The organism is Dokdonella sp., from assembly GCF_041395345.1.
GTDB lineage: Bacteria > Pseudomonadota > Gammaproteobacteria > Xanthomonadales > Rhodanobacteraceae > Dokdonella.
This window is the reverse complement of record NZ_JAWLAR010000013.1, coordinates 104,939-126,956: the sequence shown is the minus strand read 5'-3', so window position 1 is coordinate 126,956 and position 22,018 is coordinate 104,939. Positions and strand designations below refer to the sequence as shown.

At 63.0% G+C, this 22,018-nt stretch carries 21 protein-coding genes; 5 read left to right on the top strand and 16 right to left on the bottom strand.

Annotation, left to right across the window (positions count from 1 at the left end; all coding sequences use genetic code 11):
* Window positions 1–86 precede the first annotated feature (86 nt).
* Window positions 87–1,007: a hypothetical protein gene (locus R3F00_RS13055; protein WP_371282230.1), complete on the bottom strand. Its 921-nt coding sequence runs from the start codon at window positions 1,005–1,007 to the stop codon at window positions 87–89.
* Window positions 1,008–1,153: 146 nt separating this feature from the next.
* Here R3F00_RS13055 and hemH point away from each other — a divergent pair, with 146 nt between their 5' ends.
* A complete protein-coding gene (gene hemH, locus R3F00_RS13050; RefSeq protein ID WP_371282229.1) occupies window positions 1,154–2,224 on the top strand; it encodes a ferrochelatase in 1,071 nt (356 codons plus the stop codon).
* On the top strand, window positions 2,221–3,267 hold the full coding sequence (locus tag R3F00_RS13045; protein ID WP_371282228.1) for an alpha/beta fold hydrolase: 1,047 nt from the start codon (window positions 2,221–2,223) through the stop codon (window positions 3,265–3,267). Before hemH ends, R3F00_RS13045 begins: the two co-directional genes overlap by 4 nt.
* 236 nt (window positions 3,268–3,503) lie before the next feature.
* Here R3F00_RS13045 and R3F00_RS13040 read toward each other — a convergent pair whose 3' ends face one another.
* From R3F00_RS13040 to ttcA, 3 genes are all read right to left on the bottom strand, one after another.
* The gene (locus tag R3F00_RS13040; protein ID WP_371282227.1) at window positions 3,504–4,271 is read right to left on the bottom strand and encodes a M48 family metallopeptidase; all 768 of its coding nucleotides are present in this window, start codon (window positions 4,269–4,271) and stop codon (window positions 3,504–3,506) included.
* 30 nt (window positions 4,272–4,301) lie between these two features.
* Window positions 4,302–5,219 (bottom strand): recombination-associated protein RdgC, encoded by a 918-nt coding sequence (locus tag R3F00_RS13035; protein WP_371282226.1) that lies wholly within the window; start codon window positions 5,217–5,219, stop codon window positions 4,302–4,304.
* A 93-nt stretch (window positions 5,220–5,312) separates the two neighbouring features.
* The gene (gene ttcA, locus R3F00_RS13030; protein ID WP_371282225.1) at window positions 5,313–6,161 is read right to left on the bottom strand and encodes a tRNA 2-thiocytidine(32) synthetase TtcA; all 849 of its coding nucleotides are present in this window, start codon (window positions 6,159–6,161) and stop codon (window positions 5,313–5,315) included.
* Between the two features lie 147 nt (window positions 6,162–6,308).
* On the opposite strand from ttcA, the gene R3F00_RS13025 reads away from it, so the two are divergent.
* The gene (locus R3F00_RS13025) at window positions 6,309–6,515 is read left to right on the top strand and encodes a YdcH family protein (RefSeq protein WP_371282224.1); all 207 of its coding nucleotides are present in this window, start codon (window positions 6,309–6,311) and stop codon (window positions 6,513–6,515) included.
* A gap of 1 nt (window position 6,516) precedes the next feature.
* On the opposite strand, the gene plsB is transcribed toward R3F00_RS13025, so the two are convergent.
* From plsB to R3F00_RS13010, 3 genes are all read right to left on the bottom strand, one after another.
* Window positions 6,517–9,063, bottom strand: coding sequence for a glycerol-3-phosphate 1-O-acyltransferase PlsB (plsB, locus tag R3F00_RS13020; RefSeq protein ID WP_371282223.1), 2,547 nt, complete (start codon window positions 9,061–9,063; stop codon window positions 6,517–6,519).
* A gap of 81 nt (window positions 9,064–9,144) precedes the next feature.
* The gene (locus R3F00_RS13015; RefSeq protein ID WP_371282222.1) at window positions 9,145–10,050 is read right to left on the bottom strand and encodes a hypothetical protein; all 906 of its coding nucleotides are present in this window, start codon (window positions 10,048–10,050) and stop codon (window positions 9,145–9,147) included.
* 475 nt (window positions 10,051–10,525) lie between these two features.
* Window positions 10,526–11,437: a 5'-nucleotidase, lipoprotein e(P4) family gene (locus tag R3F00_RS13010; protein WP_371282221.1), complete on the bottom strand. Its 912-nt coding sequence runs from the start codon at window positions 11,435–11,437 to the stop codon at window positions 10,526–10,528.
* A gap of 129 nt (window positions 11,438–11,566) precedes the next feature.
* On the opposite strand from R3F00_RS13010, the gene R3F00_RS13005 reads away from it, so the two are divergent.
* A complete protein-coding gene (locus R3F00_RS13005; RefSeq protein WP_371282220.1) occupies window positions 11,567–12,586 on the top strand; it encodes an AI-2E family transporter in 1,020 nt (339 codons plus the stop codon).
* Window positions 12,587–12,618: 32 nt separating this feature from the next.
* Here the strand turns inward: R3F00_RS13005 and R3F00_RS13000 are convergent, their stop codons facing one another.
* Window positions 12,619–14,595, bottom strand: a complete 1,977-nt coding sequence (locus R3F00_RS13000; protein ID WP_371282249.1) for a UvrD-helicase domain-containing protein — start codon at window positions 14,593–14,595, stop codon at window positions 12,619–12,621.
* A 212-nt stretch (window positions 14,596–14,807) separates the two neighbouring features.
* Between R3F00_RS13000 and R3F00_RS12995 the strand changes: the two genes are divergently transcribed.
* Window positions 14,808–15,428: a thymidine kinase gene (locus R3F00_RS12995; RefSeq protein WP_371282219.1), complete on the top strand. Its 621-nt coding sequence runs from the start codon at window positions 14,808–14,810 to the stop codon at window positions 15,426–15,428.
* Between the two features lie 133 nt (window positions 15,429–15,561).
* Here R3F00_RS12995 and mutM read toward each other — a convergent pair whose 3' ends face one another.
* From mutM to R3F00_RS12955, 8 genes are all read right to left on the bottom strand, one after another.
* Entirely contained in the window at window positions 15,562–16,374 is an 813-nt protein-coding gene (gene mutM, locus R3F00_RS12990) for a bifunctional DNA-formamidopyrimidine glycosylase/DNA-(apurinic or apyrimidinic site) lyase (protein ID WP_371282218.1), read from the bottom strand.
* 12 nt (window positions 16,375–16,386) lie between these two features.
* Window positions 16,387–17,178 carry a hypothetical protein gene (locus R3F00_RS12985; protein WP_371282217.1) on the bottom strand — a complete coding sequence of 264 codons (792 nt, stop codon included), beginning with the start codon at window positions 17,176–17,178 and terminating at the stop codon, window positions 16,387–16,389.
* On the bottom strand, window positions 17,178–18,527 hold the full coding sequence (locus R3F00_RS12980) for a GldG family protein (protein WP_371282216.1): 1,350 nt from the start codon (window positions 18,525–18,527) through the stop codon (window positions 17,178–17,180). Before R3F00_RS12980 ends, R3F00_RS12985 begins: the two co-directional genes overlap by 1 nt.
* Before the next feature lie 2 nt (window positions 18,528–18,529).
* Window positions 18,530–19,288 carry an ABC transporter permease gene (locus tag R3F00_RS12975; protein WP_371282215.1) on the bottom strand — a complete coding sequence of 253 codons (759 nt, stop codon included), beginning with the start codon at window positions 19,286–19,288 and terminating at the stop codon, window positions 18,530–18,532.
* On the bottom strand, window positions 19,285–20,223 hold the full coding sequence (locus R3F00_RS12970; protein ID WP_371282214.1) for an ABC transporter ATP-binding protein: 939 nt from the start codon (window positions 20,221–20,223) through the stop codon (window positions 19,285–19,287). The genes R3F00_RS12975 and R3F00_RS12970 overlap by 4 nt, the downstream gene beginning before the upstream one ends.
* 137 nt (window positions 20,224–20,360) lie before the next feature.
* Window positions 20,361–20,525 (bottom strand): 50S ribosomal protein L33, encoded by a 165-nt coding sequence (gene rpmG / locus R3F00_RS12965; protein ID WP_371282213.1) that lies wholly within the window; start codon window positions 20,523–20,525, stop codon window positions 20,361–20,363.
* A 13-nt stretch (window positions 20,526–20,538) separates the two neighbouring features.
* Complete coding sequence (gene rpmB, locus R3F00_RS12960) at window positions 20,539–20,775, bottom strand: 50S ribosomal protein L28 (RefSeq protein WP_371282212.1); 237 nt, start codon at window positions 20,773–20,775, stop codon at window positions 20,539–20,541.
* Between the two features lie 245 nt (window positions 20,776–21,020).
* Entirely contained in the window at window positions 21,021–21,737 is a 717-nt protein-coding gene (locus R3F00_RS12955) for a glycosyltransferase family 2 protein (RefSeq protein WP_371282211.1), read from the bottom strand.
* Window positions 21,738–22,018 lie beyond the last annotated feature (281 nt).

The following is a 22,018-nucleotide window of genomic DNA, read 5'->3' as shown; positions in this document are numbered from 1 at the left end:
AACTCCGCGGGTGGACAACCGCAGCACGCTAGCAGGTGAACCTGAGCCTGCGATGAAGCAGCGCGAATGGCGTTGTGCGATCGGGACTAGCGGCGCAAGCCGGACAGGCGCCTTCCGCCAACCACCAGCAGGGTCAGGCCCATCAGGACCAGCACCCACGGTGCATCGGCGGGAAGTGCCACCGAAGCCGGAGGCACGGGGCCGCCGCCGGGTCCCTGCGGCGTGCAGGAGTTGGGCGCCACGGCGAGTCCCTTCATGCTGAAGAAGCGAAGGCTGTCGGGACCGGTAATGGGGCCGAGGTTCGTCAATGCCCCGGTGGAGGTATCGATACGGGCAAGATCACTCCATTCGCGATTGAATGGCGGGTTGTAGCTCAGGCTTGCCCAGAGCAGGCCATCGCTGCCGAACCCGGGGTCAATCCAGGGCACATCGCCCGTGTAGGCTCCAATCAGGGTGGCCTCTGCCGTATCCGTGCTGATCCTGTAGAGGCCCTGATCAGACCCGATACCGGTGCCGTAGAGCACCCCATTGCGCATCGCCAGGCCACTGATCTGTCGACCGGTGGAACCGACCAGGGTGAGTTGCGCGGTTTGCGCATTGACCCGCCACAGGTCGCGATTGATGGCCGAGGTCAGCCAGAACGAGCCGTCGCAGCCGTAGGTCATGGACAAGTCGAGTGCGTCGAACTGGCCCTGGCCCTGTCCGGCAAGGCCAAAGCTGCCGACAAAAGTCGTCGCGGCGCTGCCGGGGTTGATCCTGACCAGTGCCTTTTGCGTGCCCGCGACCGCGTAGAGCTCGTTGCCGGGGCCGTAGGTCAACCCGGTCAGCGCGGCCAGCGGTATTCCGGCGTAACTGCCGGCGCTGCCCACGTAGGTAGCCTGGCGCGTGGCAAGGTCAATTCGATAAAGCTCGTCATACGCCACGCCGTAAGCGATCGGTTCCGCCATTGCTGGCGAAATCGAGGCGACGGAAAGCACAACTGCGATCAGGCAGGCACGCATGCGCATGGCGGCGGTTCTTTGTTATGTTATTGGTAATCGTCTGCCTCACGGTACCCGCGAGACAGGCTTCAGTCTAGCAGTTTTCGCTGCGCCGACAAGGCCTTGGAGCGAATGCCTGCAAACCCTTCAATCCTGTCGGGAACGCATCTTTCATGCCGCGCTATGTCTCGTTTCCCGACCCGCCGCAGCCCAGGCGACTGGCCATCCTGCTCGTCAACCTGGGTACGCCCGATTCGCCGGATACGCCAGCGGTACGGCGCTATCTTGCTGAATTCCTTGCCGATCCGCGCATCGTGGAGCAGCCGCGCTGGCTCTGGTGGCTGATTCTCAACGGCATCATCCTGCGTTTTCGCCCGGCGCGATCGGCCCGCAACTACGCCAAGGTCTGGACCGCCGAGGGCTCGCCCTTGCAGGTGGGCACCGCGGCCCTGGCTGATGGTCTGCGGCAAGCGCTGCAGGCCGACCTCGGTGATGACGTCCTGGTGCGCCACGCCATGCGCTATGGCTCGCCCGCGATCGGAGAGGTTCTGGCCGACCTGGCTCGGTGCGGCATGCAGCGTCTCCTGGTCCTGCCCCTGTTTCCGCAGTTTTCGGCAACCACCAGCGCTTCGGTGCTCGATGCGCTTTCCGGGACTTTCCGCAAGTGGCGGTATCCCCCGGAACTGCGCTTCATCAACGACTATCACGATGACCCGGCCCACATCGAGGCCCTGGCCCGCAGTGTCGAGACGCACTGGGCGAAACATGGCCGGGCCGAACGACTGCTGCTTTCGTTCCACGGCATCCCCGAGCGCTATGTGCGCAACGGCGATCCCTACCGCACGCAGTGCCTTGCGACCACGCAGGCCTTGCGCAGCCGACTGGGCATGGACGAGGAGACCTTGCTGCTGAGCTTTCAGTCGAGGCTCGGGCGGGAACCCTGGTTGCAGCCGTACACGGACAAGGTGCTGGAGGGGCTGCCTGAACGAGGCATTCGTTCGGTGGCGGTGCTTTGCCCGGGATTTTCCGTCGATTGCCTCGAGACGCTTGAAGAAATCGCGATCACCGGGAAGCAAGAGTTTGTCGGTGCCGGCGGGCAGGATTTTCACTACATTCCCTGTCTGAACGACAGCAGTGAACAGGTTTCCGCGATGCGGGACCTCGTACTCAGGCACTGCCAGGGCTGGCCGGAGCGCGACGTGCCGGATGCAACTGGAAGCAAGACCGGACCCTCGGGCACATGACGCGCGCGGGCGGCAAGGAGCTGCGCATTCCCTTGCGCCACCTCGAGCTGGCGGCCAAGGCCTGGGGGGATCCGGCCGATCCGCCGATGCTGGCGGTGCACGGCTGGCTCGACAATGCCGGCTCTTTCGACCACCTGGCGCCGCTGCTGAAGGGGCACTACGTGGTCGCCATCGATCTGGGCGGGCATGGCCGATCCGCGCATCGTCCGCCGGGTACCTGGTATCCCTACGCGGATTTTCTCGATGAGATCGGCGAGGCGATGGATCAACTGGGCTGGCAGGAAGCCGATCTTCTCGGTCATTCGCTCGGGGCGACCCTGGTCAGCGTATTTGCAGCAATCTGTCCGCAGCGCGTGCGGCGACTGCTGCTGATCGAGGGGCTCGGGCCGCTGGCTTCGGCGGCAGACCAGAGTCTTCACAACCTGCGTCGGTCGCATCTCGCCCGGATGGCATTCAAGCCGGACAAGTTGCGCGTATTCAATGGTCTGGACGAGGCGATTGAGGCGAGGCGGAAAGTCAGTGAGCTGTCGCCTGAAGCCGCGCGTTGCATCGTGTCGCGCGGGGTGAGGGAGGTTTCTGCCGGTGTGGTGATCGACGGGGCTGAAAAAGGCGGGGCTCTGGATTCTTCAAAGAGTGCGGATAGATCGCCTGGTGCTGAATGGAGGCGGCCGTCTGCCGTCGAGGAAAGCAGCGATACCGATTCCCGCCTCGAAGAGGCACAGGCGTTTCAGCTTCTCAGTTGGTCTTCCGATCCCGCGCTGACCTTGCCCAGCCCGACCCGACTCACCGAAGAGCAGCTCGCCTCGATCCTGCCTGCGATCTCCGCGCCAACCTTGCTGCTGCTCGCCGAACCGGCCGCGCCGTATCTGAAGCGCGAGGTGATGGAAGCGCGGATAGCGCTGCTTGCAGACATCGAAGTCCTGCGTCTGGCCGGCAGCCACCACCTGCATCTGGAAACACCGGAAATGGTTGCGGCACCGATCAGGGAATTCCTGAAAGCGCACCCGGTGGATCCTGCTCGCGATACCAAGGCCGTGTCATAGGGCAGACGATCCTGCGACCGTCCCGACCGGGTGGGTTGCTCCGATTTCCTCTCGCCAAAGCCTGACTGCCGACCTCCAACAACGTGGATGGGGGTGAGCATGCGAACCCCAACATGGAGCTCCCGGTTCCGCCGAAGAATGCGGCATCCCCGCTATTGTCCTGATTCGCTCGCGCTCACCGCCAACCTGCGGTCGCTGCAGACAAGCAAGCCCCGAATCCCGAATCCCGAAACGTCTCAGACTGCGCTGACATTGACGAGCCGATCCAGCTCGCTCTTGATCGACTGGCCGTTGGTGCGCAACCAGTCGCGTTGTGCGCGCCAGTTTGGCAGGAACGACTCGACCAGCTTCCAGAACCTCGGCGAATGGCTGCGCACACGCAGATGGCACAGCTCGTGTACGAGTACATATTTGAGGACCGCAGGCGGGGCCAGGACCAGGGCAAGATCGAGAGTGACCCGATCACGCGTATCCAGGCTTCCCCACAGGCTCTTCAGGGGGCGCACACGCAGTCCGCTCGGGGCCAGCCCGAGCAGGGGGCAATAGCGCCCGAGCCAGCGTGAAACATCCTTGCGCAACTGCGCGTCGAGCCAGGATCCGAGCATGCCACGCGCTGCATCCTGTGCACGTCGATGCGCCTTCGGCAGGATCACGGTCAGTCGATGCTGTGTGTGCTCGATGCGCGGATACGGGCCCTCGCGCCAGCTGATCCTGGTGGCCTCCCCGTGCAGGGGAAACAAGGTGGACACACCCGGTTTCAGCGGCGCCGGCCGATCGCCGAGCTTCAGCTCACCCAGCTTGCGCTCAAGCCATTCACCGTGCTGACGCAGAAAGGCCGCGATGCTCGCCGGATGCGTGCCGACCGGGTAGGTCACGCGCGCTCCGCCTGAAGTGACGGTCAGGCGCATGCGCCGCGCACGCGGGTGGCACAGGCGCTGCACCCTGATCAGCTTGCCGGCCGGGGTCGGCAATTCGAGATAGCTGTTTTCCGATTCCAGATTCATTCCGGTACCCGGTAGCGTGTGTGCCCGGACCTACTCGCGTTCATCCGGCCGTGGCAGGCCGAACCACTCGTCGAGCTTTTCCAGCAGGCGTCTGGTTTCCAGCGTCATCAGCGCAAAACGCGCGTCGAGTTCCTCGCGCGCCGATTCCCCTGCATCATCGCCGATTTCATCGAGGACGATGTCGAGAAAACGGAACTTGCGGATGGTCAGGTCCTCGCCGAGCACAAACGCCATGCGCTCGTCGAGTTCGAGACCCAGCTGAAACACCTGCTTGCCGGATTTCAGGTGCTCGCGCACCTCGTCCGATTCAAGATCCTGGCGCCTGCAGCGGACCACGGCGCCTGCCTCCGCAGGGTCGCGCAATTCGCATTCGTCGCCAAGACTCAGGCCGGCGGGAAGCTTGCCACTAACCAGCCAGTCCGTCATCAGGGTTCGCGGCGAATCCGATGGTGCCATCGGCGTTGCCGGAAAGCGCCCGAGGGCTTCGCGGATCTGACTGACAGCCTCTTCGGCGGCCTTGCGGCTGGCGGTGTCGACCAGCAGCCAGCCGGCGTCGGCGTCCAGATAGGCGAGCAGGCGCGATGGCCGCACGAATGCACGCGGCAGCAGCTCGGTCATCACTTCTTCCTTCAGCCGCTTGCGTTCACGTGCCCCGATCCGGCGTGCTTCCTTGTCGGTGATTTCAGCGACTTTCTGTGCAAGCGCCTCAGCGATCACCGAGGACGGCAGCAACTTGTCTTCACCGCCGATGGCGACCAGCGAGTACTTTCCGCTGCGATGGGTCAACTCGTCCGAATCGCGGCCATAGGGCGAGACAAACCCGCGCGTGGCCAGTTCGATCGGCCCGCACGGACGCAAGCGATGCTCGCCAAGCAGGTCTTCGAGTTCGTTCAGGGATTTGCTGGAGCTCTTGGGAAAGCGGAACAGGGTCAGATTGCGAAAGAACATGGAGAGTGTCGGGTTCCGTAGGAGGTTGGAGGAAACGTGATCCTGGGCCTGGCCGGAATCACGCATTGAGATGAAGGCTGAGGTCCCTGGCTGCTATGCATGAGCCTCGGGTCGATCCGCGGAAGCGGTGTCGCTCGTGGCGTCCTCGCACGTCCCGAGGGCGGCAAAATCGAACAGGCCGGAGTCAGCCAGCTGCGAAGGTTCGACGCGGGTCAGGGATCGGAAAATGTTCTCGATTCGGCCGGGAGATTCGCGTTCCCAGTCGGCCAGCATCGACTTGACGGCCTTGCGATGTAGGTTCTCCTGGGAGCCGCACAGATCGCAGGGAATGATCGGAAACCTGCGCTCGGCCGCGTAGGCCGAGATGTCGGCTTCGCTGCAATAGGCCAGCGGGCGGATCACGACATTGCGCCCGTCATCGGAGCGCAGTTTGGGCGGCATCGCCTTGAGCCTGCCCTGGTGGAACAGGTTCAGAAACAGCGTTTCGACGATGTCGTCTCGATGATGACCCAGCGCGATCCGTGTCTGGCCCTGCCTCGCTGCATGGTCGTAAAGGGATCCGCGGCGCAGGCGTGAACAGAGACTGCACTGGGTTCGACCTGGCGGAACCAGGCGCTGCACGACGCTGTAGGTGTCCTGCTCGATGATGTGGAACGGAATCCCCATTTCTTGCAGGGCGGCGGGCATGATCGAAGCGTCATAGCCGGGCTGTTTCTGGTCCAGGTGGACAGCCAGGATTTCGAACCGGATCGGCGCACGCGACTGCAACTGGCGCAGAATATCGAGCAGGGTCCAGGAATCCTTGCCGCCGGACAGACACACCATGACCCGATCGCCGTCTCCGATCATGGCGTAGTCGGCGATGGCCTGGCCCACCTGGTGGCGCAGGCGCAGGGCCAATCGTTCGCCTGCAGGATCGGGTTCGCGGGGCAGGGCAGACATGGGGCGTAATCCTTGGATTGTGCTGAAATGCGTGATGGGTCGTGTGCTGCGCGGGCAGCCTGTCCGACTTTACCCGGCTGGACTGCGAATCGCCTCAACCGGCAAGGTCCGACAGGCTGCTAGACTTTCGCATCAGCAAGGATATCGATGAAATCCGACGACCCCTCAACCACCATACGTCAGCTGATGGCACTCAAGGCCGAGCACCGCGATCTTGATGCCACCATAGCGCGGCTGGTGCTCGATCCGGGCAATGATGAGCTTGAACTCAAGCGTCTGAAAAAGCGCAAGTTGCACCTGAAGGATTCGATTGCCTTGCTGGAAAGCCGGCTGATCCCCGATCTGGACGCCTGAATCAAGCTGTTTCCTCGTCCCTTTCCTTGCTGCTTTCAGTCGGTGGTGCCGGCATTTCTCCGGTCAGCTTGAGAATGCCGTGGCGAATGTCACGACTCAGGATCACTTTCGATTCCCTGACCAGATCTTCCAGGCCGGCATCGAAATCGAGCTTGTTGTTCGGGTCGGCCCAGATTACCCGTCGTTCGCGCAGTTTCTGGATGAAACCGCGGAACAACGAGCGGTCGAAAAACTCCGGTGCATTGAGCTGGTGCAGCAGCGATAGCCGCTGGGCCGTCAGCGAACAGAGGTTCTCGAGTTCGGCGGCCGACAGCGTGCCGCGCCCGTTGCTGACCAGCAGGGCGAGGGTGATGTAGTAGCGCTCCACGGCTTGCAGCAGGCTGTGTGACATGACCCTGAGGCGAAAGGCGCTGTCGCTCTGTCCGGGAGCGCGCTCGATGACGCGGCCGTCGGCATCGCTCTCCAGCAGTCCGCGGTCGACCATGAAATCCAGCGAGGCACGCAGCCGTTCGGCGAACTCGTCCTGGCTCCAGGGCAGGAACAATTCCGACTGGATGAACGGATAGATCAGGCGGCCAAGACGCAACAGCGTGGCACGGCTCATGCGTCGGTTGTTGAGGAAGCAACAGGCGATCCAGGCGCCGGCCACGAAGACATGCTGGACGTTGTTGCGGAAATATGAGAGCAGGACCGAGTTGTCGCCCTCGGTCATCAGCACATCGCCGAGCGGATGCTTGACCCGCCGGATCCACTCCATAGATTCGCCATAGGCAATGATTTCGGCGGGCGTCTTTTCGGTGATGGTGACGCGATCTCCGTAGGGCAGCGCGATCAGCAGATCCTTGGAGAGTTCTATCTGTGCGAGCAGGTCGGCCTCGGCCATGGCGTGCTTGGGCATGGCCAGCAGTGCCAGAGCGAGCAGGTTGATCGGGTTCACGTCCACGGCGCGATTGATATTGGCCTGGATACGCTCTGCCAGCGTATCGACCGCGCCTGCCAGCCACTCCGGCTTGGCTTCGGGATTTTCTGTCGACGCGCGCCAGTCCGGCGCGACTTCGTCCAGCAGGTCGACCAGATCGATCGGCTCGCCGAAGTTGATCGTGACCCTGCCGTAGTGCTGACGCAGGACACCGAACGCACGCAGCAGGCCCAGCCAGGATTCCTTTTCCTTCGGCTTGCCGGACAGTTCACCGATATACGAGTTGCCTTCCATCAGCTTCTCGTAGCCGAAGTAGACCGGCTGGAACATCACCGGACGGCGCGATTCACGCAGGAAACTGCGCAGGGTCATGGCCAGCATGCCGCTGCGTGGCGTGAGCAGGCGGCCGGTTCGGGATCGACCGCCTTCGATGAAATACTCGAGCGCAACGCCGCGCGCAAACAGCTGGCTGACATATTCGGAGAACACGGCGGAATACAGCGCATTGGACTTGAAGCTGCGGCGCAGGAAGAACGCACCGCCGCGGCGCAGGATCGAACCCAGTCCCGGCAGATTCAGATTGACCCCGGCAGCAATATGCGGCGGCACGAGGCCGTTCTGGTAAAGCGAATAGCTGAGCAACAGGTAGTCGACATGGCTGCGGTGGCACGGCACGTAGATGACCTCATGCCCCGGTGCCACGGCACGCAGCTTGTCGAAGTGATGCATGACGACGCCGTCGTAGAGCTTGTTCCAGAGCGCGATCAGCATGAACGAGATCGAGCGCACCACCGTATGCGAATAGTCGGCTGCGATTTCCAGCGCATAGCCGCGTGCACGCCGGCGGACCTGTTCGACGTTGGCCTTTTCCTTGGTCGCGACCGCGTCGATGGCCTGGCGCACGGAGTCGGCATCGACGACGGCATCCACCACCGTGCGCTTGTGCGAGAGGTCGGCACCGATGATGGTCGTGCGGGTCAGGCGAAAGTGCACGCGCAGAACGCGTGAGAGCTTGCGTACGCTGCGTTCCAGGGCGACATCGCCCTGCTCGGACAGGGTTTCGCTCAGCGAAACCGGCGCCGAGAACTGCACGATGGTGTCGCGACCGTTGAGCAGGATCGCCAGCAAGCGTCGGAAGCGGCCGACGACAACCCAGTTTTCGGCGAACAGGACACTGAACCAGCCAGACTGGCGGTCCGGTGCGCGGCCCACGAAAATGGACACGGGAACGAGGCGGATGTCGTTCTGCTGGCCGGTACTGATCAGCTCGGCCAGCTGGCTCAGGGTTTCCGAGCGTGATGGATGGGCACGCGCGCGGAACATGCTGGGTCGTGGCGTCAGCGCAATGATCGCGCGCGTGCGCTTGACCGGCAATTTTGTCGCTGCCTCATACGGCGAGGGCAATTCGGCCTCGCGGCAGGCCTGCTCGAGAATCAGGGTGTCGGAAAGGCCGTAGCGTTCAACCACGTAGACGGTGGGTACGCCGTCGTCGGGAAGGAGCTGTTGCGGATCCTTCGGTTCGCGCCGGATCCGGATCCACGGGCGCAACAGGGCGCCGAGCAGGTTCAGCCAGAACGGGCCTCGCGCTGACGGGTCGGGTGTGCGATGCAATGGAAGATTTTGTTGCATGAGTGCCGTAGCCGGTATCTCCGATTCCGCAATGCCTGGTCAGCACTGGTGCGGGCTGGCATGAAGAATCTGGTTCGCTCGTCAGTCTGCAGTCGCCGGAGCGACGGCAGCACCGTCGGTGGCCTGCGATGCCTTGCGTTCCCTGATCTTCTCGATCGTGTCCTTGCCGTACCAGCGACCATCGATGAGAACCATCTCGGTCGTGGTTTCAAGCGGCGTCCCCATCAGGCTGTAGGAAATCTTGAGGTTGGCAGTGTCCTTGGTGCGCGACAGCTCTTCGACCTTCACGGTTGACAGGGTCTGGTCAATCGAGAAGCCGTAGACCTCGAAAACGCCCTTGAGGCCGTCGAAGGCCACCTTGAACTTCGGCGAAGCCTGTTCGAACGTCAGCGCACGCGCCTGCTCGAGCGTTTTGAGGTCGAGTTTCTTCGCCGTATCTGAAATCACGGTCAAGGCCTGCTTGACCAGGGCCGGGTCGGTGAAGCGGGTTTCCTTGACCCAGACCGACAAGGTGTCGATGACGCTGTCAGCCTGATCCTTTTCTCCGGCCGAGAGTGTCTGGCTCTGCCTGACCAGCCCGTGCAGGTAGGTATTGCCCATGTCGACCATGCTCGGAATCTGCTTCTGGTATTGCGCGTCGAATTGGCGAATGTCGGGTTCGAACTCCGCATACAGCTTTTCTGCCGCGTCGTCGGCAGTCAGCTTCTTCATGGTCTCTTCAAACTGGGCGCGCTCGTCCGCGGTCGGCTCGTCCTGGTCCTTGCGCTGGTTCCACTCGGTCTTGACCCTGGCGAATTCCTCGGGTGGCAGCATGTGCTCGATCAGCCCCGCCAGGTCGCCATTTCGAACCAGTTCGACCGAATGCTGAACGGTTTCAACGGGACCGTCGCTGCCGCTTGTTCCGCCGTCCGCCGAGTCGCGATTGCAGGCTCCGGCAGCCACAGCCAGGATCGACACCAGGGTCATTCGTGCAAGCGTGTTCAACATGGATCTTCCGCTAGTCAGTGAGGCGCGCACTCTAGCAGTCCGGTTCGCTCAGGTCAGCCGCCGAAAGCCCCGGTCGTGCCATATTCCCGAATGCGACGCGCCCCGGCCCGCCATTGCGAATTCGATGTTTATTCGACGGAATGATGGTTCTGCCCGATGGCGTCTGAGCGGCGAAAAATCCTGCAGATCCAGCGTCCTGCAGGCCTGGCGGCTGTGTCCGTGGGCGCCGGGCGAGCCCGTGGCGCCCGGCTCAGGCAAAAGAAAACCCGGAAGACCTGAGGTCGTCCGGGCTGAATCCGGCAAGGCCGGAGGGGGAAATTGTTCGTCGTTCTCTGCGGTGTGGACCCCGATCCGCTGTTTCCAGCTGGCTGGCAGCGGATACCGTGGGCACATGTTACTGACCTGTTATACCTAATGCAATACCTTAAGTGTTGTCATGTAAGCAATTGATTTTGATGAGTAAAACGTTTCGGAGTTACTGTCCGGTTTTCAGCGCACGGAGCTTGGCCTCGCGACGTACTTCGGCGGATTGGCTCCAGTCGTTGTTGAACAGCGCCGATTCCCAGTGGCCGTAGGTCGGGTTCGGCAGGACGAACCAGCGCTCGCCGACCCAGTCCAGGTAGGGAGCGACAGCCTCGGCGCGAGCTTCCGGCGAATTGCTCATGACATCGATGAAGTCGCCCAACTGGTCGCCAAACTGCATCAGGACACGATAATCCCTTGCGATCAGTTCGCGTCGGCAGCTCTTGTCGCTGCCATTTTGCTCACAGCCCGGAACGAAGGTGCCGAGACCGAGAAACACCTCGCGATCGGTCGCCACGGGAAAACCGAGCTTGCGCAGATTGGCCAAAGTGGCCTCGCCAAGATCGCTGGCGCGGTTGGACAGGTAGAAGACAGTGACGCCCTTGCTTGCCGCCAGGCGCGTGAATTCAAGAGCGCCCGGTAGTCCTGCGGCATTCTCTTCGCGACACCATTCCGACCAGGTGAACTCGTTGTAGGAGTTTCCGTTCACGACCAGGCGTGCCTGGTAGGGCGAATTGTCGAGCACTGTCTCGTCGATATCGAGGATCACGGCAGGTTTCAGCGTCGCCGGCCGCTCGCCCTTGCGTTCGTTGCGCGCCAGCGCCTCCCAGTCGGCATCCGCCAGCGCGCGATCGAGCTGGAACCCGGCTGCACGATAGGTCTGCCGATAGATCAGCTCCCGTTCGACGGCCGTCTGGGTCCAGGCAACCGCATTGAGATTGTCATTCGGGCCTGGCAGCTCCGTCTGTGCGGCCGACTCCGAACGGGCGGGATTGTCGTGGCCCGGGTCGGGTCGGGTCGGCGTCTTGCCACAAGCGACGAGCAACAACACCGCCAGCAGGGAGGCCGGGACAGATTTCAACATGCAATGACTCCGAAACAGGAATGAAAGGAAATGCTCGCCGAAGTCTACGACAAGCCCGTGACTATCCGGGCTGGCAATGCGCCGCTGCGGCTGACAGACTGCGCGCCGCCCCTCGAAGATTGACTGCTCATGTCGCTTCCCTCAGCGCAATTCCAGACCAGGATCATCCAGGCCAGCTACGTGCTTGCGGCATTGTCGTTGCTGCTCGTGCTTCATCTGCGCCTGTTGCCGGTGCTGATTGCGGGCCTGCTCGTCTATGCGCTGGTCAATGCACTGGCGCCGTCGTTGCAGAGGCACTTCCCGGGTACCCGGGCTCACTGGCTTGTAGTCGCCCTGCTCGCAGCGATCGTGGTTGGCCTGCTTACCGCAGCCATTGCCGGGGGGCTTGCCTACCTGGGATCCGAGCATGGCAATCCCAGCCTGCTGTTCGAACGCCTGACCCCGGTAGTGGAGCGTGCGCGCGACCAATTGCCGGCAATTATCGTCAACCATTTACCCGACAATTCAGAGCAGATCCGCGAAGCGGTAATGGGCTGGTTGAAGGAACATGCAGCGCAACTGCAACTGGCCGGCAAGAACGCAGCCCGCATGATCGTGCATCTCCTGATCGGCATGATCCTGGGCGCCATGCTATCCCTGCAGTCCGCTCTCCCACAGGGGTCGGTCGGGCCGCTCGCGGTAGCGCTGAACACACGCTGCGTGAATCTTGCCGTTGCGTTTCACGACATCGTTTTCGCGCAGTTCAAGATTTCTGCCCTCAACACGCTGTTCACGGCGATTTTCCTGCTCATCGTGTTGCCCCTGTTCGGGGTCAACCTGCCGCTGGCCAAGACTCTGGTCGTGGCGACTTTCATTTGCGGCTTGCTACCGGTGCTGGGCAACCTCATCTCGAATACGCTGATTTTCGTCATCGGACTTTCTGTTTCGCTCTGGGTCGCGATCGCCTCGCTGACCTTCCTGGTCGTCATCCACAAGCTCGAGTATTTCCTCAACGCCCGCATCATTGGCGGGCAAATACGCGCCCGCGCCTGGCAATTGCTGATCTCGATGCTGGTCATGGAAGCCGCGTTCGGCATCGCCGGTCTGATCGCGGCACCGATCTACTACGCCTATCTGAAACGCGAGCTCGAGCAGGCGAAGTTGATCTAGGGCAACGCTGAACAAGTGGCGCACCGGCGCATTCAGTCGTCGAACAGGGCAGCCAGCCTGGCCAGGCTGGAGCTGGCCACTTCCTTGCGCTGGACTTCGTCCTGCTCTGCGTCACGTCCGGACCAGTGCAGGTCGCTCGCCGGGAGCTCGGCAAGGAACCGGCTCGGATCATTCGCGATGATCTCGCCGAAACGCCGCTTGCGCCGCGCGAAACTCAGGGCCAGCTGTTCCTTGGCCCGGGTGATGCCGACATACATGAGTCGACGCTCTTCCTCGAGCCGTCCCTCTTCGATGCTGGACTCATGCGGGAAGGTGCCTTCCTCGACGCCGATGATGAATACATAGCGAAATTCGAGGCCCTTTGCCGAATGCAGGGTCATCAGGCGAACGGCATTGCCGGGATCATCGCGATCGCCGTGGGTCAGCAGGGCCAGTTGTGCGGCCAGATCGCCGGCACTGCCTTCCTTCTGCATGGCCCGGAACCACTCGCCCAGTTCATTGAGGTTTTCCAGTCGACGCGCGCGCAGACCCGGTTCCTTGTACAGGGCCGCAACATGCGCGGCATAGCCGACGCGCTCCATCAGTTCGTCGACAAGCTCTGCTGCGGTCTTGCGCTCGGCTGATCGGGCCAGCTCGCGTACCAATGCGACGAATCCGGCCAGGGCGGAAGCCGGGCGTGGCGCCAGTTCGGCGAGCACCGCATCATTCTGCGCGGCACGGAACATCGAGAGATGGCGAGCGCCGGCAGCCTGACCCAGCTTCTCCAGCGACGTGGCACCGATATCCCGGCGCGGAATGTTCACGATGCGGAGGAAGGCCGCGTCGTCATCGGGATTGTTGACCAGGCGCAGGTAGGCGAGCAGATCCTTGACCTCGGCTCGGTCGAGAAACGCCGTGCCACCAGTGAGGTGATAGGGCACCCGGGCGATGCGCAGGGATTTCTCCAGGGCGCGGGATTGATGGTTGCCCCGATAGAGCACCGCAAACTCATTCCAGCGTGCCTTGTGCTTTTCGGCCAGATGCGCGATTTCCGCAGCGACCCGTTCCGCCTCGTGTTCGTCGTCCTTGCATTCGAGCACGCGAATCGGCGTGCCTTCATCACGTTCGCTCCAGAGTTTCTTGGCGAACAGATGATCGTTGTTGGCGATCAGCGCGTTGGCCACGCGCAGGATGCGACGCCCGCAGCGGTAGTTCTGCTCGAGCTTGATGACCTTGAGCTTCGGGTAATCGCTAGACAGCAATTCGAGATTCTCGGGATTCGCGCCGCGCCAGGCGTAGATGCTCTGGTCGTCATCACCGACTGCGGTAAACATGCCGCGCTCGCCGGCCAGCGCGCGGACCAGACGATACTGCGCGGTATTGGTGTCCTGGTATTCGTCGAGCAGCAGATAGCGGATGCGCTCCTGCCAGACTGCCCGGGCCTCGTCGTCGCCCTCGAGAATCTGCAGGGGCAGGCGAATCAGGTCGTCGAAATCCACGGCATTGAAGGCGGCCAGTCGCCTCTGGTAGGCAGCGTAGATGGCGGCCGCTTCCTGCTCGCGGGCGCCGGCAGCCGACTGCGCGGCCTGTTCCGGCGTCAGGCCCTCGTTCTTGGCCCGCGAGACCAGCGACTGCAGGGCCCACAAGGCATCGTTCTTGATGCCCTTCGGCGCGAGATCCTTGATCAGGCCCTGGCTGTCATCGGCATCGAGCACCGAAAATCCGCGCCGCAGGCCCGCGCGCGCATGCTCGAGCTGGAGAAACTTGAGACCCAGCGCGTGGAACGTCGAAACCGTCAGGCCCTCGGCAGCCGGACCCTGGATAAGCTTGCCGACGCGTTCGCGCATCTCGCGCGCCGCCTTGTTGGTGAAGGTGATCGCGGCAATCTTCGACGCGGAAAGGTTCTTGCGCCGGATCAGGTGCGCAATCTTCTCCGTGATCACCCGCGTCTTGCCCGAACCGGCACCGGCAAGCACGAGCAGGGGGCCATCACAGTACTCGATGGCAGCGCGTTGATGGGGGTTGAGCATTTGCGGCCGGGATTGGGGATTCGGGAGAAGGGATTCGCAAGGGCGCGACTCGCCATTGTCGCGCAGGTTGGCTTGATTCGTCATGTGGCGAAATCACGAATCTCTGAAGCTGTGCGAAACTTGAACGCAGGAGCGAAATCGAATCCCCGATCTCGAATTCCTGGCTTTCAAATTCGAATCCCGACTCTCCAATCCCCAATCCCGGCATCGCCATGGCCAAACTCTATTTCTACTTCTCGGCCATGAATGCCGGCAAGACCACGATGCTGCTGCAGAGTGCGTACAACTATCACGAGCGCGGCATGCGCACGCGGATACTGACGCCGAAACTCGACAACCGGGCCGGCGAGGGAGTGGTGGCCTCGCGGATCGGGCTCAAGGCCGAGGGTCTGCGCTTCGAACGCGAGGATGACCTGCTCGCGCTGATCGATGCGGATATCGCAGAACGTGGCAAGCTCGATTGTGTCCTGGTCGACGAGGCGCAATTCCTCAGCAAGGCCCAGGTCTGGCAACTGACCGACGTGGTCGACCAGCGCGGCATTCCGGTGCTCGCGTACGGCTTGCGTACGGATTTTCGCGGTGAGCTGTTCGAGGGCAGCCAGTACCTGCTGGCCTGGGCCGACCACCTCGAGGAAATCAAGACGATCTGCCACAGCGGCGCCAAGGCCACCATGGTGGTCCGTGTCGACGAGCACGGGCGTGCGGTGACCGACGGACCGCAGGTCGAAATCGGTGGCAACGAACGCTATGTCTCGGTCAGTCGCGCCGAATTCAAGAAGATCGTCGCCGGCGCAGGCCGCATCGAGTTGCAGCAGCCCGTCCTGCCACTGTAACTCCCTCAAGCAACCGTAGGAGCGGCTTCAGCCGCGATGCTCCTGCTCCTGGTGCCCATAGAAACGCTTTAGGAGCAACAGCATCGCGGCTGAAGCCGCTCCTACGGCCGTCTCCTGTGTCTTTGCCGGCCATTCACCGCTGACACGCAGGGCAATAAAACGTCGAACGCTGGCCCAGCACGATCGAGCGGATCGTTGAGCCGCAGTTGCGGCAGGGTTCGCCGGCGCGGCCGTAGACGTAGAGTTCCTGTTCGAAATAGCCGGGTACGCCGTCGGGCGAGATGAAGTCGCGCAGGGTGGTGCCTCCGCGCTGGATCGCATAGTGGAGAATGCGCCGGATCGCTTCGGCGAGGAGGCGGTAGCGCGCACGCGAAACCGATCCGGCCTTGCGTCGCGGGTGGATGCCGGCGGCGAAAAGGGCCTCGGCAGCGTAGATGTTGCCGACGCCGACGACAATGGCCTGGTCCATGATGAAGGTCTTGACCGCGGCAGAGCGTCCACGCGACAGCCGCCACAAATAGTCGCCATCGAATGCGTCGCCAAGCGGTTCGGGACCGAGCGCGACCAGCACCTTGTGCGTGCGGCCCGGCGCCTGCCACAGCAGGCTGCCGAAGCGACGCGGATCGGTGAAGCGCAGCAGGCGTCCGGAATCGAGCTGCCAATCGTAGTGATCGTGTTTGCCGGCAGGCGTTCCTGCATCGAGGACGCGCAGGCTGCCGGACATGCCGAGATGCAGCACGGCGCTGCCCGCCGACGTATGCACGAGCAGGTACTTCGCGCGGCGTTCGACGGCGTCGATGCGCTGTCCGGGCAATGCCTTGATCAAGCTCGGCGGAATCGGCCAGCGCAGCTTCGGCTGGCGAACCACGAGTTTCGTGACGCGCTGGCCCAGCAGGTGGGGCGAAATGCCGAGGCGGGTGGTTTCGACTTCAGGTAGTTCTGGCATGCCGGTAGCCGCTTACGGAGTCGGGCCGCGATGCTCGCCGAGCAGACGGTCGAGGACGGCGGGATCCAGTTCAAAGCCGAGATCGGGCTGGGTGCGCCAGGCAATCGGGGTGTCCGTGCGGCGATCGATTCGATAGGTCAGCACCGATCCATTGTCCAGACCGAGCTCGACGAGCGTACCGGCAGGTGCAGGCTCGGCATTGCCTGCACGGATGTGCGTGGCAACGACGGCCGACCAGTCCGCCAGCACTCCCGGGACTTCCTCCCCATCGATGCTCACACGTTCCAGCATGGCGCCGCGCGGAACCAGATGACGGTCCAGTTCGCTTTCCGCCGTGGCCGTGAGGAACGGACTGAAGCGGTCGGGCAGCATGGCGACGACATCGCCGCTGCGCACGTAGCGATCGCCGCGCAATGCATCGGTCACGCCGATATCAAACGACTCGTCATCCAGCACGAGCTGCATCAGAGGTGGGTCCAGCCCGATCTTTTTCGGTTCGAGTTCGTGCAGTGGCCTGCGCAACCGCACCGGCGAAGCGGCAATATCGATCAGGCGCTCCACCATCGCGTCATCGGCGGGCAACGCATAGGGCTCGAGCATCTGCCACTGCCCGTCGCGTCGTTCGAAGCGACGTACGGTACAGGCATGGCAGTTGACCGCGACGCGCTCGACGCGGGCCGGATCAAGGGTACTCAAAGGCGGTTCGAAGCGCGCGGTTTCCGTGCCGACCTGCCAGAACACGGCAAGTCCGAGCAGGCCGGCGATGCCAACCAGGATCAGATTGGTTCGTGTCGCGCGCTGCATCAGTGGCGGCGCCGGCGGAAACGGATCCACAGGCCGGCAGCGATCAGCAGAATCGGCAGGCCGAGCAGGAAGCCGAAGCCGATGATCGCCAGCGCGGTATCGGACAGGGTGATCTCCCGATCCTCGGCAGCGCGTTCGACGACATGGATCAGGGCGTCATCGGCCAGCAGCCAGTCGAAAATGCGCGTGCCCAGTTCGCGATTGCCGCCATTGCCAAGGAAGCTGTTGGAGAGGAAATCTCCGTCGCCGATCACGACGACGCGCTGCTCGTTCTCGCCGGGTTTGGGCGACAACCGCGAGAGCGCAAAGCCGAAATCCAGGGGCCCGGAAATCTCGCCGTCGGCGCCGTCGTAGCGCACCGTTCCTTCGGGTTCGCCGGGCCTGGGGATGTGGCCGGTTTCATTCCAGGACTGCGCCGAGCTTTGCAGGATCGGCTTGAAGTCCCAGCGTGGCGGTGTCAGCTGGGCCAGGGCGACCGGTTGTGGAAACACGGTGCCAAGATCGAAGTTCTCATCGATGGCATGGGCCGGATAGCGGTTGACGGCGACGAAGCTCGGATCATCGATGCCGAACGACTGGCTGGCGCCATCGACGATGACACCAGGCAGCACGCGGATCGACAGCGCCTCGGCCAGCGCATCCAGTCCGCTGGCCTCATCCGGCTCGAGCAGCCAGAGCAGGTTGCCGCCGCGTTCAATGTAGTCGACGACCTCCATGGCGGCCGGACCGGCAAGGGCAACACGCGGATTTGCAATGACCAGCAGGTCGACGTTGTCGGGCACCTTGCCGGTATTGGCCAGGGCCAGGTTCAGGCTGCGTATGCCGCGTTGCTTGAGTACCGCGCCAAACTGGCCAAGATCGGCGTTGGCAGCGCCATCGGGCCGGCGCTCGCCTTCACCTTCGAGAAACGCCACGAGCCGCTCGCGCGCACGCGACAGGCGCAACAGCGCGCTGCTCAGCTCGGCTTCGCTCAATACCTTGAGGCGTTCGCTGCGACCCTGGTAGCGGAGTTCGATTTCGCCGTCGATCTGAATGCCGAGGGCGCGAATCGCCGCCGGGTCGGCATCGGGGTCGACGAACGCGAGTGTCAGGTCGGGCTTGACCCGATGGTAGCGGTCGATGAAATCCGAAATGGTCTTGCGCAGATTGCCTTGCGGGCGCGCGTAGGAAACGACTTCGACCGGGCCATCCAGCGACGCCAGCATGCGTACCGATTCTTCGCCGAGGCTGGCGCGTTGCATGCGGCTGAAATCGTGCACGAATCCGTAGCGCGTGCTGAGGAATCCGATCAGCAGCGCGATGCCGACCAGCAGCAGTACATGGATCAGGTTGTTCAGGCGTTCGCGCATGGCTAACCGCGTGTCCGCAGGCTGTCGAGACGTCGCGCCGCAAACAACAGGGCGAGGACGGTCACAAGCAGGAAGTAGACAATGTCGATGCTGGCCACCAGCCCCAGGAAAAACGGCTCCAGATGGGTCGACATCGAGAGCCAGTTGATCAGCGCATTGTCGATGCCCTGGAAGCGTGCGCCCATGTCGAGCATGGCCAGCAGGCTGCCGATGATCAGTGCCGCCGTGGCCGCAAGGACCGGATGCGCGGTCCAGGCCGAACACAGCACGCCGATGGCGCTGAGGCTCATGGCAAAGAGAAACAGACCGAAGGCAACGGCTGCGAGCCGGCCGAGGTCCAGATGCGTGCCGAGCTGCAGCGACAGCGGCATCAGCATCGCCATCGCGATGATCAGGGTCACCAGTGCCAGCGCGCCGAGAAACTTGCCGGTGACGATGTCGAAGCTGCGCACGCCGGCGGCCTGCAGCAGGGGCAGGGTGTTCGCGCGTCGCTCGCCTGCCAGGGTGTGCATCGTCGCCAGCGGTACGATCAGCATCAGCATGCCGGACAGGGCGCGCAGCAGCGGAACGGCAATCAGGTCGGTGGCGCCCTGCGAATTCGCGACCGCGTCGAGCTTGGGTGCAATGCGCAGGTAGGCATCGAAGGCGATCAGGAATTGCCAGGCCAGCAGCGCGCTGGTCAGGGCCAGCAGGATCCAGGCAAATGGCTGGAAGAACTGGCGCCTGAGGTCGTTCGCGGCAATCAATCCGATCGACTTCATGCGGCCGCCCCGGTGTGCTTGCCTTCGGCCGCGATGCTGACGAACACCTGCTCGAGCGCGTTGTTGTCGCCGCGCAATTCCTGCAGGCCGAAACCCTGTTCCCCGATCGCGTTGGCCAGCGCGCCGGAGTGCGCGCCTTCCTGCAGCCTGATGCGCCAGCGTCCGGCGTTAGCAGGTTCGGCATCGGCGACAATGGCCAACTTCATCCAGTCATCGCGCGTCAGTGCGCGCTCGACACGGACCAGCACCGCGGCACTGGCATCCAGTTCCGACAGGATTGCGGAATGGCGAAGGCGCCCGTGATGCAGGATGGCGACACGGTCGCAACAGGCCAGCACATCCGAGAGCACGTGCGTGGAAAGCACGACCGCATGGCTGTCGGCCAGATTGCGGATCAGCTCGCGCAGACGCAGGGCCTGGATCGGATCGAGACCCGATGCCGGTTCGTCGAGCACGATCAGGGCGGGCTCGTGAACGATGGCCTGAGCCAGCCCGACACGTTGCCTGAAGCCTTTCGACAACAGGCCGGTCAGACGGCGGCGCATGTCACCGAGTTCGCAGCGCTCGATCGCGCGTTCAACCGCCGTCCCCACCGCCGGCCCCCGGAGGTCATGCAGACGCGCGCAAAAGCGCAGGTACTCCTCGACACTGAGCTCGCCGTACAGGGGCGGATCTTCGGCCAGATAGCCGATATCGCGCTGGGCCTGCTCGGGATGCGCATACAGATCGAGCTCGCCGAGCCGCACCGTGCCGCTGCTCGGTGCGAGCAGGCCGGACATCATGCGCAGCGTGGTCGACTTGCCTGCACCATTGATGCCGAGCAGACCGAGCACTTCGCCGCGACGGATGCGGAAGTCCAGGCCCTCGACGATCGTGCGCCCGGACAACTGGCGGCTGACCTGATCGAGGGTGAGAACGGGTAAAGAGTCATTCATGCCGCGCGGATTGTTCCGGCTATGGCTTCTGAGGGCAAGGACGAGGTGCGGATCGAACTCCGCTCGCGACCATCATGCCATGCGCGGAAAACAAAAAACCCGCCAACTGGCGGGTTTCTTGCGGGAATGCCAGATCGTTATTTGATCTTGGCTTCCTTGTAGGCCACGTGCTTGCGAATGACGGGATCGTACTTCTTGATCTCCATCTTGTCGGGCGTGGTCTTCTTGTTCTTGTCGGTGGTGTAGAAATGGCCGGTGCCAGCAGAGGACACGAGGCGGATCTTGTCGCGCTTGGATGCCATGATTCGATACTCCTCAGATCTTCTCGCCGCGCGCACGCAGCTCGGCAATGACTACTTCGATACCCTTCTTGTCGATGGTACGAAGACCGTGGCTCGAAACCTTGAGCTTGATCCAGCGATTCTCGCCCGCGACCCAGAAACGGCGTTCGTGAAGGTTCGGCAGCCAGCGGCGGCGGGTCTTGTTGTTGGCGTGTGAAACGTTATTACCGGACTGGAAACTCTTTCCGGTGACTTGGCATACCTTGGACATGCGAACCTCGTCATTGTCGGTTACCGCCCTTGGCCAGGACGGAGACGGCCCAGCGGCGACAGTGCGCCACACGATGCTGGGGTGCTTCGGCAATGCGACAGAGGGTCGTGTACCGGAATCTGCCGATCCGCAAAGCGGGGAAAGGGCCGAAGCGAGCCGCGCTTTATAGCCTAATCCGGCTCGGCTGGCAACGTCGGCGATGCAATCCGACCCCGCACAGGCATGGCCCAGGTGGCCGAACGGGTCTAGATTTCCTCGGTTTCCGTGCGTTTCGAGCGCCGGATCAGCCAGGCCACGCCGCGCAGGTCGGCTATGCCGACCAGGGCGCGGTTGAAGTTGTTGTACTTGGAAACCCCAGCGCCACGAGCGCGGTGGTTGACCGGTACGCTCCTGACCTGCCAGCCGGCGCGCTGCATCAGGGCCGGCAGGTAGCGGTGCATGTGGTCGAAATAGGGTAGTTCGAGAAAGGCGGCGCGCTCGAACAGCTTGATCCCGCAGCCGGTGTCGGGGGTCTCGTCGCGCAGCAGGCGGCTGCGGATGGCATTGGCCAGGCGCGAGGCGAGCCGCTTGCTGCCGGTGTCCTTGCGTTCGACCCGCCAGCCGGCAAACAGCTTGATCGAATCCGCAGACTCGTCGCGCATGGCGATCAGCTTCGGGATATCGGCCGGATCGTTCTGGCCATCGCCGTCCAGGGTCGCGATCCAGATCCCACGTGCGGCCTTGATGCCATTGCGTATGGCCGTGCTTTGCCCGCTTTGCGTAGCGTGATTGATCACGCGCAGTTCGGGATTGTCCGTCTTCGCCGCAGACAGCACGGCAAGCGTGTCGTCCTTGCTCGCATCGTTGACGTAGACGATCTCGAAATCCGTCTTGCCACGCAGTGCCGCCGTGATCTCATCGATCAGCGGCAGAACATTGTCGCGCTCGTTGAAGACCGGCACGACGACGGAGAGCTGGGTCATTGCCCGTATCCTGTGGTTGGAGCGCCGGTACACGCGATGGCGAAACGGCCATGATCGCCATTATCGCCGATTCGTGGGCTTATCCAAAAGCGAGGGGGTGCGTGCGCTCGCGGCGCCTATTCCTTCTCCCCTCGGGAGAAGGTGGCGCGAAGCGTCGGATGAGGGTACGACCTGGCGAATAATTCCGGCGACATGGGTTCATCTACTTCGCTCGTACCCTCATCCGCCCTGCCGGGCACCTTCTCCCGAAAGGAGAAGGAAAATACGCATCCGTATCGCCC